Origin of the sequence: Yersinia massiliensis CCUG 53443 (genome assembly GCF_000312485.1) — a bacterium.
GTDB lineage: Bacteria > Pseudomonadota > Gammaproteobacteria > Enterobacterales > Enterobacteriaceae > Yersinia > Yersinia massiliensis.
The window spans coordinates 1,408,114-1,420,396 of record NZ_HE997643.1; the positions used below are offsets into that span (position 1 = coordinate 1,408,114).

Here is a 12,283-nt window from a genome sequence, read left to right on the forward strand (position 1 = left end):
AACGAGATGGCGAAAATTTTAGTACTTTATTATTCCATGTATGGACATATCGAGACACTTGCCGGTGCGATAGCCGAAGGGGCAAAAAAAGTCAGTGGTGTTGACGTAACGATAAAGCGCGTGCCAGAAACCATGCCTGCCGATGCGTTTGCCAATGCTGGCGGTAAAACCAACCAGCAAGCTCCGGTTGCGACCCCGCAAGAATTAGCTGACTACGATGGCATCATTTTTGGTACGCCAACTCGCTTTGGTAACATGGCAGGGCAAATGCGCACATTCCTCGATCAAACCGGCGGCTTGTGGGCGTCCGGCGCACTGTACGGTAAAGTCGCGAGTGTATTCTCCTCAACCGGTACCGGTGGCGGTCAAGAACATACGATTACGTCTACGTGGACGACGCTGGCCCATCACGGTTTTATCATTGTGCCTATCGGTTACGGTGCTAAAGAGTTATTTGATGTTTCACAGACCCGGGGTGGTACACCTTATGGGGCAACCACGATTGCGGGTGGAGATGGCTCTCGTCATCCTAGCGCGGAAGAGTTGGCTATCGCCCGTTTCCAAGGTGAGCATGTGGCAAAAATTACGGCCAAACTGAAGAGTTAATCTGTTGATTTGATGAAAAAGCACCGCGTGAGTGCGGTGCTGATGTGATGGCAATATACTAGTCGCGGAGCAGGTTTAAGCGCTGAGCAAGCCTTGGGCCAGATAGTGATTGGCATCTACTACACCGGGTAAGACGAAGAAATACCCCCCACCAATCGGTTTCACATACTCTTCCAGCGCCTCTCCATTCAGCCGTTTTTGTACCGTCAGGAACGCTTTTTCCAAATCAGACTGGTAGCAAACAAACAATAGCCCCATGTCCAGTTGCCCCGAATTGGACACGCCCAAAGAATAGCTGTAGCCACGGCGTAACATCAGGTTATTCTGGGTTTCTGCGGTTCGAGGATTTGCCAGACGAATATGCGCATCCAGTTTGATGGTCTCGCCATTAGGGTCTTGAGTGTAATCGGGCTCATCATGCTCATGTACCATTCCCAACGGCGCACCACTGTGCTTATCGCGACCAAAAATGGTTTGTTGTTCCTGTAATGGTGTGCGATCCCAAAACTCGACTTTGAAGCGGATAATACGTGCCGCCTGATAGCTTCCCCCGATCGCCCAAGCCGGTTCACCCGCATTATCCTGCACCCAAACCACCTGATTGATTAACGGCTTATCACTGGTTTTCGGGTTTGCAGTCCCATCTTTAAAGCCTAATAAATTGATGGGTGTTTCTTTTCCTTTACTGCGCGCCGCATGAGCAGAAATAAAGCCTTCACGCTTCCAGCGGACACTGAGCAGATCTGGCGTGTGCTTAATGATATCGCGCAGCGCATGAATCACCGTTTCATTGGTGTTGGCGCAAATTTGCAGCAGGACATCACCATGGCACAAGGCGGCATCCAGTGAATCATTTGGAAAACGCGTCATTCGCTGCAAACGCTGCGGTTTCTGCCCTTGCAAGCCAAAGCGCTCATCAAACAGTGAGTCACCCACTGACACCGTCATCGTCAGGTTATCGGGATAAATTTCTGGCCCCATAATGCCCGAGTCTAACGGCGGCAACTTGGCATTCACCGATGGCGCATGTCCGCCTGCGGTTAAAAAGGCGATGCGTTCTGTTAGCAGCTTGAATAAGCGAGTCAGCCCGGCTTTGTCTGTCGCTAAGACATCAAAGGCCACCAGCATCATTGCTGCCTGCTGAGGGGTTAACACACCGGATTGATGCTGACCGTAGAAAGGTTGTTTCTGCCAACGTTCATCTTGAGCAGGCTGTGCCTCAGGCGCAGGGCAATCAGCGGCCCGCGCCACTTTAGCGCCACCGAGCGCCAACGCGCCACTCATCACGCCCATACCCAACAATAAACGCCGACGGGACGGAAGCGCCGCCCCGCTATCCTGTGGATACGGCCCCTGTTCTGGGCCGGTTTTCTTACTCATCGTTGACGCCTCAATCCAAACCTAATACGCCGCGCAGTTGAGCAAGGTCTTCCGCCAGTGCGGTAATCGGCCCTTTCATTGCGTTGCGATCGGCATCCGTTAACTTCTCGTAGGACTCATAGCCCTCTTTGGTGCGATATTTTGCCAACACGCTATCAACGGTTTTGAAATTGGCATCAATTTTTTCCAGCAAAGGCTTATCCGCTTTTTCTAGCAGCGGCCGCAGCAGATTGACAATCTTCTGTGCGCCATCAACGTTAGCTTGGAAATCCCACAAATCCGTCCGGCTGTAACGGTCTTCTTCACCACTGATTTTACTGGCCGCAACCTCTTCGATTAGCCCCGCAGCCCCGCCCACCACTTTATTCGGTGCGAACGTCAGACCGGTAATGCGTTTTTGCAGTTCTAAGGTGTCTTGATAGAGCTGATCAGCAAATTTATCCGCGCCCTTGGTGGTGTTGTCGCCAAACAAGATTTTTTCTAAACGATGGAAACCGGTAAATTTCGGGTCAGCTGCTTTTTGCTCAAAATCATCTTCACGGGCATCAATGCTGCCATCTAAATCAGAGAACAGTTCAGCAATGGGTTCGATACGCTCGTAATGTTGGCGCGTTGGCGCATACAGTTGACGGGCCAACGCCAGATCACCTTTTTTCACTGCATCGGTGAAGGCTTTAGTTTGAGTAACTAATTGGGCCACTTCTTGAGTGACATACACTTTGTACTCTGCAATTGGCCCGACTAATGCCATTGCATCCGGTTTTACCGCTGTGTCAGCACCCGCGGCGGCGGTCACAGTTAATTTGCCTTTCGGATTGCTCAGCAAACCGCAGGTCATGTCATATTCGCCCGGCTCCAAGTTAGCCGTCATTTTTTGCGTGAAACCAGGGGCGATATTTTCACGCTCTTCAACCACCATCACCCCTTTAAGGATCTCCCACTCCAACCCTTTCTGGCTAACATTATGAACAATAAATTGCGTTTTACCGGCAGGGATAGTCAGTGCCATTGGCTCACACTGCTTATCATTGACCGTGATTTTAACTTGTGGGATATCAGCAGCCTGTGCGCTGATAGCAAAAACAGGCAGTGCCAGTAACGCAGCTTGCATGGCGGTGCGACGGAAGAACCGGTTAGACATGTGATGAATCCCTGAATTATTGGTTAATTTTCCGCGCAGCAGATGCGGCTGAAGCCGTCGTGGCGCGTGGTGGAAGGAAAAATAAGATCAATGCCGGAATCAGATAGATAAAGTAAACGGCGACTTCACTGACTGTTGGGGCTTCTTGATAGCCGAACATACCTTCGAGGAAGGTGCCGAGTAATGTGTGCGTAGAGAGCACATTAGTCAGATCAAAAGCGATATCTTGGAAGTGGTTCCACAAACCCGCTTCATGGAAGGCTCTAATGGCACCGGCTGCAAGCCCTGCGGCGACAAACAGAATAAATAGGCTGGTCCATTTGAAGAAACTGGCCAGATGCAACTTAATCCCGCCCCAGTAGATAGCCATACCCACCAAAATGGCGCAGGCCAATCCTAGAATGGCGCCGATAGGTGCACCTATTCCGACATCTTGCTGGAAAGCCGCCAGTAAGAAGAACACCGATTCAAGTCCTTCACGGGCGACGGCAAAGAACACCATTGCCACCAAGGCCCATCCCTGACGACGGCCAGAGTTGAGCGCACTGTCGATGGCACCTTCTAAATGCGTCTTTACCGATTTGGAGACCTTACGCATCCAAAAAACCATATAGGTTAATATGCAAACTGCCACCACCGCGATAATCCCTTCAAACAGTTCTTGCTGTTTTTGTGGGAACTCGCCCGTGGTTTCATTAATAAAAATACCGATAGCAAGACAGAGTGCCGCAGCGGTGATGACGCCAATCCAAACGGCCCCCATCCATTGGCCACGCTGAGTACGTTTAAGGTAGCTGGCGATCAGGCTAACAATCAGTGCCGCCTCTAGCCCTTCGCGAAACATAATAAGAAATGGGACGAACATGCCAGAAACCCCTGCGATAGGTATGGAGATCAATCAGCGATGACAATGAATGTCAATTAACGTAAAGAAAAGTAAAACTGAAAACGATAGTGATTATCATTCTGTCAAAAAGAAATTCAATAGAACGAGTAAGAATATTGTTAATCAAAGTGTGGCAAATTGTTTCATCGCGGTAGTTACCACGTAAATTCATCAAGATACCCATTTGCCTTGTCATCGATTAAGGTGAGATTTTTTGCAAAAAAAAGCCCTCTGCTAACTAAGCAGAGGGCTGATTAAGTCAACGTGAAGGCCAATAATTAAACGGTCTTAAACTCTGCCTCTGCACTGTTGAAACGGTCAGTGATCGTATTGTTCGGTGTTTTGCCCATCAAACTCACCACCACAATCGCGATACACGCCAAGATGAAACCAGGGATAATTTCGTACAGGCCCAACCAAGCGTACTGTTTCCAGACAATCACCGTGATAGCCCCGACCAGCATGCCAGCCAACGCGCCATTACGGGTCATGCGTGACCAGGTTACGGAGATGAGCACCACTGGACCAAATGCCGCGCCAAAGCCTGCCCATGCATAGCTAACCAATCCCAACACTCGGTTTTCAGGATTTGCGGCTAACGCAATCGCAATTAATGCCACCAACAGCACCATGGCACGGCCTACCCAGACCAATTCTTTCTGGCTGGCTTTTTTACGCAGGAATGGCTTATACAAATCCTCAGTTAATGCGCTTGAACACACCAACAGTTGGCAACTTAACGTACTCATCACCGCCGCCAGAATGGCTGATAGCAAAATACCGGCAATCCATGGGTTGAACAGCAGTTTGGCTAATTCAATGAAGACACGCTCACTATTTTGCGTCACATTCCCCGCTTGTTGCGGATTGTTTTCAAAATAAGCGATACCAAAGAAACCCACGGCAATAGTCCCTGCCAAACACAGAACCATCCAAGTCATACTGATGCGGCGTGCACTACGAATGGTGCGATGTGAGTCTGCCGCCATAAAGCGCGCTAAAATATGTGGCTGACCAAAATAACCCAAGCCCCAACCGAGCAATGAGAGAATGGCCACCAGATTCAGCCCTTTAAACATATCGATATTGGCTGGATTTTTCGCCGCAATCACCATAACCGAGGTATCAATGCCCCCTACCGCCAGAATCACAATAACGGGGGTGAGTATCAGTGCGAAAATCATCAACGTCGCTTGGACCGTATCCGTCCAACTGACCGCCAAGAACCCGCCGATGAAGGTGTAAATGATGGTTGCCGCAGCGCCTGCCCACAATGCCGTGCCGTAGCTCATATCGAAGGTGCTTTCAAATAAGCGCGCGCCGGCCACAATCCCTGAAGCACAATAAATCGTGAAGAAGACCAAGATAACCACGGCGGATATCACCCGCAGTAATTTACTCTTATCTTCAAAGCGGCTAGTGAAGTAATCCGGCAATGTCAGTGCATTGTTATTGACTTCGGTATGTACCCGTAACCGCCCTGCGACCAGCTTCCAGTTAAGATAAGCGCCGATCGTCAGACCAATGGCTATCCAACTCTCCGAAATACCTGACAGGAAAATCGCGCCTGGTAATCCCATCAATAACCAGCCACTCATATCAGATGCGCCAGCAGATAATGCCGTGACGACACTGCCTAAACTTCGTCCACCTAAAATATAATCATCAAAGTTATTGGTCGCCCGGTAAGCAATTAAGCCAATCAATATCATCCCAAAAATGTAAACTAAAAAAGTCACCAACATCGGTGTATTCATGGTCATGCAACGTCTCCATAGTGCGTATTATCGTTTTAATATGTCCCGCAGTTTTTCGTTCTGCTTTCTGAGTGCGGCGTCTTGTTTATCTCTGGCGGTCGGAACGTGACACTAAGTTGCACCAAGGACAAGCGTTGATTCTCAGATAAGCTATCAGCACAACTATTTGCAAGCGAATGGCTATCTTAGGGTTGCTATCCTAGTGGAGGACTTTCTTCGCCCACAACAAAATAAACATTTTTTTTACAATAAATTCACTCCACATCACATTAAGCGATGTCGGAAGTTACACTCATCCGATAAAAATGAGTGATACCCAAGGTTAATCCCCTACAAAGCCTATTATTATGAGCATCCGTAAGCCTGATGCGTAATATTTTAATTATTTCCCCTTCATACTAATTGTTAAAAACAAGACTAAATTCACAGTTCATTCACACAACCGATTTAACACGGTTGCACAAAGTTGCAACATGCCTGATATTGTCTGCAATAAAATCATAATCCCTTATATAAGGAGCCAGACAGCATGGCGAGCACCACAATGGGCGTGAAACTGGATGAAGCCACACGCGACCGAATTAAGGCGGCAGCACAGCATATTGACCGCACACCGCACTGGCTGATCAAGCAAGCCATTTTTAACTATTTAGAACGGCTGGAGAGTGGCAGTGAATTACCGGAGCTTCCCTCAACACAGGTGACTGCGTTACTTGAAACGGACGACATTATGCCGCAAGTCGTTGATAGCGCCCACCAGCCATTTTTAGATTTTGCCGAACAAGTTTTACCGCAATCGGTCACCCGCGCCGCGATCACAGCAGCCTATCGTCGCCCAGAAACTGAAGCGATCCCCATGTTGTTGGAGCAAGCACGTTTACCGGCCGATTTAGCACAGGCAACCCATTCACTCGCCTATTCCATTGCTGAAAAGCTGCGTAACCAAAAAAGTGCCAATGGCCGCGCCGGTATCGTGCAAGGCTTGCTGCAAGAATTTTCGCTCTCTTCACAAGAAGGCGTGGCGCTGATGTGCCTTGCTGAAGCCTTGCTGCGTATCCCCGACAAACCAACTCGTGACGCCTTGATCCGCGATAAAATTAGCAACGGCAACTGGCACTCTCATCTGGGTCGTAGCCCATCAATGTTCGTCAATGCCGCCACATGGGGTTTACTGTTCACCGGCCGTCTGGTTTCTACCCACAATGAGGTGAAACTATCCAGTTCATTGAACCGCATTATTGGGAAAGGGGGCGAACCGCTGATCCGCAAAGGCGTGGATATGGCAATGCGCCTGATGGGCGAACAATTCGTCACCGGTGAAACTATCGCGGAAGCATTGGCAAATGCCCGAAAGCTGGAAGATAAAGGGTTCCGCTACTCCTACGATATGTTGGGTGAGGCTGCGCTCACTGAAGCGGATGCACAGGCGTATTTACTCTCGTATCAGCAAGCCATCCATGCCATTGGTAAAGCCTCAAATGGCCGAGGAATCTATGAAGGGCCGGGGATCTCAATCAAACTCTCCGCCCTTCACCCTCGCTATAGCCGCGCCCAATATCAACGGGTGATGGACGAGCTTTATCCTCGATTACTGTCACTCACCTTGCAAGCGCGTCAGTATGACATTGGGATTAATATTGATGCGGAAGAAGCCGATCGTCTGGAAATTTCACTCGACCTGCTGGAAAAACTCTGCTTTGAGCCGAAACTGGCCGGTTGGAATGGCATTGGTTTCGTGATTCAAGCCTACCAAAAGCGTTGTCCGGCAACCATTGATGCCGTGATTGATATGGCTCAGCGTAGCCGCCGTCGCCTGATGATCCGTTTGGTTAAAGGTGCTTATTGGGACAGTGAAATTAAACGCGCTCAAGTGGACGGTTTAGAAGGTTATCCGGTGTATACCCGCAAAGTGTATACCGATATCTCCTATCTGGCCTGTGCCCGCAAACTGCTCGCCGTCCCTAGCCTAATTTATCCACAATTTGCGACACATAACGCGCATACCTTATCGGCCATCTACCATCTTGCTGGGCAAAATTACTATCCTGGTCAGTATGAGTTCCAATGCCTACATGGGATGGGTGAGCCCTTATATGAGCAAGTTGTCGGGAAAGTTGCCGAGGGCAAACTTAACCGTCCATGCCGTATTTATGCGCCAGTAGGTACCCACGAAACCTTGCTGGCCTATTTGGTTCGTCGCCTGCTGGAAAACGGCGCGAATACCTCATTTGTCAATCGTATTGCAGATGCCACATTGCCACTGGATGAACTTGTCGCGGACCCTGTCGGCGCCGTAGAAAGCATTGCAGCAAATGAGGGGCAGCTCGGTTTACCTCATCCACGTATTCCTTTGCCGCGTGAGCTATATGGTCAAGAAAGGGCCAACTCCAGCGGCTTAGATTTGGCTAACGAGCACCGTCTAGCCTCACTCTCCAGCGCGTTGTTGACCAGTGCCAGCCAAGTGTGGCGAGCAGAACCCATCATTGATGCTGAGCTTGATGGCGGCTCTGAACTTGAAAACTCACCGGAACAGCCGGTCATCAACCCAGCAGAACCGAAAGATATTGTCGGCTATGTTCGCGAAGCAACGGAAGCTGAGGCTAGCCGCGCCTTAGATGCTGCCGCCAGTGCCGGGGCAATTTGGTTTGCAACTCCACCGGCTGAGCGCGCCGCCATTTTGGTCCGTGCCGCTGAGTTGATGGAAACGCAGATGCAAACCCTGATGGGGATATTGGTGCGCGAAGCAGGCAAAACCTTCAGTAATGCCATTGCCGAAGTTCGTGAGGCGGTCGATTTCCTTCATTACTACGCTGGCTTAGTGCGCGACAATTTCGCTAACGACAGCCACCGCCCACTGGGTCCTGTGGTTTGTATCAGCCCATGGAACTTCCCGCTGGCTATCTTTACCGGTCAAATCGCCGCCGCACTGGCCGCCGGCAATAGTGTGCTAGCAAAACCGGCAGAACAGACTCCGCTGATAGCGGCTCAAGCGGTGCGTATCTTGCTGGAAGCCGGTATTCCACAAGGCGTCTTGCAACTGCTACCAGGCCAAGGTGATAGCGTCGGGGCAACACTAGTCAACGATAATCGTGTTCGTGGCGTGATGTTCACGGGCTCGACTGAAGTCGCCGCCATTTTGCAACGTAGTATCGCAGGCAGACTTGATCCACAAGGCCGACCGACGCCACTCATTGCTGAAACCGGTGGTTTAAATGCCATGATCGTCGACTCATCAGCACTGACCGAACAAGTGGTGACCGATGTTGTTGCATCGGCCTTCGACAGCGCGGGCCAACGTTGCTCCGCTCTACGTATTCTCTGCCTACAAGATGATGTCGCCGATCACACCTTAAAGATGTTACGCGGCGCGATGGCGGAATGCCGGATGGGTAATCCAGAGCGTCTGTCGACCGATATCGGGCCAGTGATCGATGCCGAAGCGAAAACAGGTATTGAGCGCCATATTCAAGCGATGCGTGCCAAGGGGCGCACAGTTTATCAGGCTGCCAGACCAGATACGCAAGATGAGCAAGAATGGCAACGTGGGACCTTCATCAAGCCGACATTGATTGAATTGGACAGCTTTGATGAGCTGCAAAAAGAGATCTTCGGGCCGGTGCTGCATGTCGTGCGTTTCCAACGTCAGAATCTCGGCGCGTTGGTCGATCAAATCAATGCGTCAGGTTATGGTTTGACCTTAGGTATTCACACCCGTATTGATGAAACCATTGCCCATGTGACTGAAAAAGCCAAGGTGGGTAACCTCTACGTTAACCGAAATATGGTGGGGGCCGTGGTTGGCGTGCAACCTTTCGGTGGCGAAGGCTTATCAGGGACAGGGCCGAAAGCCGGTGGCCCACTCTATCTGTATCGCTTACTGTCTCATCGCCCAGACGATGCGGTGACGAATACATTGGCACGTCAGGACATTGAACAGACGGCGAATGTCACCGGTCGCGAGACACTGCAAACCGCCCATCATGCACTGCAACAATGGATGAGTGAGCAGAAGCATGAGTCAGCCCTGTTGATACAGCGACTTGGCGAATTGGCGCAAGGGGGCACTGTTCGGCTGCTACCGGGACCAACCGGTGAACGCAACACCTATGCACTGCTGCCCCGTGAGCGTGTTTTGTGTCTGGCAGATAACGAAGCGGATACCTTGGTACAATTGGCCGCCGTATTGGCTGTCGGGAGTGAGGTTTTGTGGTCAGGGGATGGTGTACAAAAAGATCTGTTACGCCAATTACCCGCGGTGGTGCAATCACGTATTACGCTCACCCAAAACTGGCAAACCGCGAATATCGCCTTCGACGCTGTTATTTACCATGGTGATGCTGATCAGTTACGCATTCTGTGTGAGCAGATTGCACAAATCGATGGGCCGATTGTCTCGGTACAAGGCTTTGCTCGTGGCGAAACAAACATCATGCTGGAACGCCTGCTAATTGAACACTCATTGAGCGTGAATACCGCTGCGGCTGGGGGGAATGCCAGCCTAATGACTATCGGTTAACGTTCTTCTTTGCCCGCATTTATAAATAAAAGGCCCGTCAGGGCCTTGAGATAGCTAACAGAGTGCCTATTGCGGAGAGGACAAGCAGTTCGTAAAGACGCCGTAAAATCATCCCTGATGGCTCGAGCCGCGCCATCCTTGGCGCGGACGCTTTACTCCTCTACCTGTCCTCACCGTACCAGATCGAGTCATCGGTGTTTTTCAGTAGTATGAAGGCCCATTAGGGCCTTTTGTTTCTGCCATGATTCCCAGCAATGCTCCCCTCTTTGCAATTTATTCCCCGAGATAGATCGCATGACGTCCTTGTAACACCGCAACGCAGTCTTTTTCTTTTGGGAACGCTGCGCATCGTTCATCAGGCCCTCTTGCGTATGCTGATGCAATTAACCCATTATTAATTCAAGAAAAAATCCGAAATGTTAACGACCCTAGCTTTCTTCTGAGTGAAGATATTGTGTACAACAACCCACAGAGGTGATTATTATACTCATGGCTGATAAGAAAATTATCGATGAAATCCATAAAATTGCGAATCGACGTGGCAACGGTCAATTGCGTCGTGAGATATGGGCGGATCAATACGGTGAGATCACTCGTTATAATTTAGCGTATATCAATCATCGTTTATCACAGGGTGATAATGGCCGTGTCATCGGCTATGACAATGCTCATGGTTTTCATCACCGCCACTACTTGGGTGGCATTGAACCAGTTGATTTTATTAGCTTTGACCAGATAGAGGATTGCTTTCAAAAGGATTGGACTTCATTAAGGAGAAGTTAATGGATAAGCTCGTCATCAAAACGGCAACGGAAGCTGATTTTTTCACGCGAGGTAAACAACTCGCCGCCTTGGCAGATGCAGGAAAAGCACTACCGGCAGAACACACGATTACCTTCGAAGATCCCTTAGAGATGGTGCGAGTGTTAAGCGCCGCACGTATCGTCCTGCTGCGGATGGTAAAAATGTACCCAGGCTCTATTACCTCCCTCTCAACACGTTTAAAGAGAGATCGCAGTGCCGTCACCCGCGATGTGGCTATACTAAAAAAAGCCGGATTAGTGACTGTTGAACAAAAAGTTTTACCCGGTCATGGGCGCATGAAAGAAGTTAAAACCACTGCTCATCGTCTGAAACTCGAAGCCTTCATATAAGCACTAACGGGCTTCGTTAAGAGGGTAAAAAGGGGGCAAAAATGCCCCCTTTTATCACTAAGATTCGTTCGATGAAAACACGATTAACTAGTGATTATTCAAGAATTTATCAAGAAATTGACGAGTTCGTTCGTGTTGCGGATGGGCAAACAACGTTTTCGCCGGGCCTTGTTCAACGATACGCCCATGATCCATAAAAATTGCCCTATCAGCCACATCGCGGGCAAAACTCATTTCATGGGTCACAATAACCATGGTGCGTTTTTCCTCTGCCAGTGCGCGGATAGTATTTAATACCTCCCCCACTAACTCAGGATCCAACGCAGATGTTGGCTCATCAAACAAAATCACCTGAGGCTGCATTGCCAACGCCCGCGCTATCGCGACTCGTTGCTGCTGCCCACCGGATAAACGGCGCGGATAAGCCTCTTCCTTACCACTTAATCCCACCTTGGCCAATAACTCACGAGCACGCTTTTCAGCCGACTCTCGTTTTTCGCCTTTCACAATGACTGGCCCTTCAATAATGTTCTCCAGCACCGAACGGTGTGGAAACAAATTGAAGCTCTGGAATACAAACCCAACCTGCTGACGCAGCGCACGCACTTGGCGTTGTTGTTTGCTGATAGGAATGCTGCCATCAATCTCAATATCACCGACCCGAATAATCCCTGAATCAGGGATCTCCAGCAGATTAATACTGCGCAATAAGGTGGTTTTGCCCGAACCACTCGGCCCGATGATGGCAACCACTTCACCGCTATTCACTTCAAGATCGATACCGTGCAGCACCTGTTGACCTTTAAACTGTTTGGTCAGTTTTTTAACGTCGATGGTACTCAT

Annotated in this window: 9 protein-coding genes; 4 read left to right on the forward strand and 5 right to left on the reverse strand. The window is 49.8% G+C overall.

From position 1 onward, the window contains the following. Positions 1 to 6: 6 nt before the first annotated feature. On the forward strand, positions 7 to 606 hold the full coding sequence (gene wrbA / locus BN68_RS06335; protein ID WP_019210319.1) for an NAD(P)H:quinone oxidoreductase: 600 nt from the start codon (positions 7 to 9) through the stop codon (positions 604 to 606). 75 nt (positions 607 to 681) lie between these two features. Here the strand turns inward: wrbA and efeB are convergent, their stop codons facing one another. The 4 genes from efeB to putP form a co-directional block, all read right to left on the reverse strand. Beyond that, positions 682 to 1,986, reverse strand: coding sequence for an iron uptake transporter deferrochelatase/peroxidase subunit (efeB, locus tag BN68_RS06340; protein WP_019210320.1), 1,305 nt, complete (start codon positions 1,984 to 1,986; stop codon positions 682 to 684). Between the two features lie 10 nt (positions 1,987 to 1,996). Beyond that, positions 1,997 to 3,127 carry an iron uptake system protein EfeO gene (gene efeO / locus BN68_RS06345; protein WP_019210321.1) on the reverse strand — a complete coding sequence of 377 codons (1,131 nt, stop codon included), beginning with the start codon at positions 3,125 to 3,127 and terminating at the stop codon, positions 1,997 to 1,999. Between the two features lie 16 nt (positions 3,128 to 3,143). Next, entirely contained in the window at positions 3,144 to 3,992 is an 849-nt protein-coding gene (efeU, locus tag BN68_RS06350) for an iron uptake transporter permease EfeU (protein WP_019210322.1), read from the reverse strand. 299 nt (positions 3,993 to 4,291) lie between these two features. After that, positions 4,292 to 5,776 (reverse strand): sodium/proline symporter PutP, encoded by a 1,485-nt coding sequence (gene putP, locus BN68_RS06355; RefSeq protein WP_019210323.1) that lies wholly within the window; start codon positions 5,774 to 5,776, stop codon positions 4,292 to 4,294. A 523-nt stretch (positions 5,777 to 6,299) separates the two neighbouring features. On the opposite strand from putP, the gene putA reads away from it, so the two are divergent. The 3 genes from putA (at position 6,300) to BN68_RS06370 (ending at position 11,440) form a co-directional block, all read left to right on the forward strand. Continuing rightward, the gene (gene putA, locus BN68_RS06360; RefSeq protein WP_019210324.1) at positions 6,300 to 10,286 is read left to right on the forward strand and encodes a trifunctional transcriptional regulator/proline dehydrogenase/L-glutamate gamma-semialdehyde dehydrogenase; all 3,987 of its coding nucleotides are present in this window, start codon (positions 6,300 to 6,302) and stop codon (positions 10,284 to 10,286) included. A 489-nt stretch (positions 10,287 to 10,775) separates the two neighbouring features. Beyond that, entirely contained in the window at positions 10,776 to 11,069 is a 294-nt protein-coding gene (locus tag BN68_RS06365; RefSeq protein WP_019210326.1) for a toxin-antitoxin system TumE family protein, read from the forward strand. Then, a complete protein-coding gene (locus tag BN68_RS06370) occupies positions 11,069 to 11,440 on the forward strand; it encodes an HVO_A0114 family putative DNA-binding protein (protein ID WP_019210327.1) in 372 nt (123 codons plus the stop codon). Before BN68_RS06365 ends, BN68_RS06370 begins: the two co-directional genes overlap by 1 nt. 87 nt (positions 11,441 to 11,527) lie before the next feature. Here the strand turns inward: BN68_RS06370 and tcyN are convergent, their stop codons facing one another. Continuing rightward, positions 11,528 to 12,283: an L-cystine ABC transporter ATP-binding protein TcyN gene (gene tcyN, locus BN68_RS06375; protein ID WP_019210328.1), complete on the reverse strand. Its 756-nt coding sequence runs from the start codon at positions 12,281 to 12,283 to the stop codon at positions 11,528 to 11,530.

Excerpts from the sequence above, each read along its gene's own strand:
- putP (WP_019210323.1), bottom strand. The coding sequence starts at position 5,776 with ATGACCATGAATACACCGATGTTGGTGACTTTTTTAGTTTACATTTTT.
- tcyN (WP_019210328.1), bottom strand. The coding sequence starts at position 12,283 with ATGAGTACCATCGACGTTAAAAAACTGACCAAACAGTTTAAAGGTCAA.
- efeU (WP_019210322.1), bottom strand. The coding sequence starts at position 3,992 with ATGTTCGTCCCATTTCTTATTATGTTTCGCGAAGGGCTAGAGGCGGCA.
- wrbA (WP_019210319.1), top strand. The coding sequence starts at position 7 with ATGGCGAAAATTTTAGTACTTTATTATTCCATGTATGGACATATCGAG.
- efeB (WP_019210320.1), bottom strand. The coding sequence starts at position 1,986 with ATGAGTAAGAAAACCGGCCCAGAACAGGGGCCGTATCCACAGGATAGC.
- efeO (WP_019210321.1), bottom strand. The coding sequence starts at position 3,127 with ATGTCTAACCGGTTCTTCCGTCGCACCGCCATGCAAGCTGCGTTACTG.
- BN68_RS06370 (WP_019210327.1), top strand. The coding sequence starts at position 11,069 with ATGGATAAGCTCGTCATCAAAACGGCAACGGAAGCTGATTTTTTCACG.
- BN68_RS06365 (WP_019210326.1), top strand. The coding sequence starts at position 10,776 with ATGGCTGATAAGAAAATTATCGATGAAATCCATAAAATTGCGAATCGA.
- putA (WP_019210324.1), top strand. The coding sequence starts at position 6,300 with ATGGCGAGCACCACAATGGGCGTGAAACTGGATGAAGCCACACGCGAC.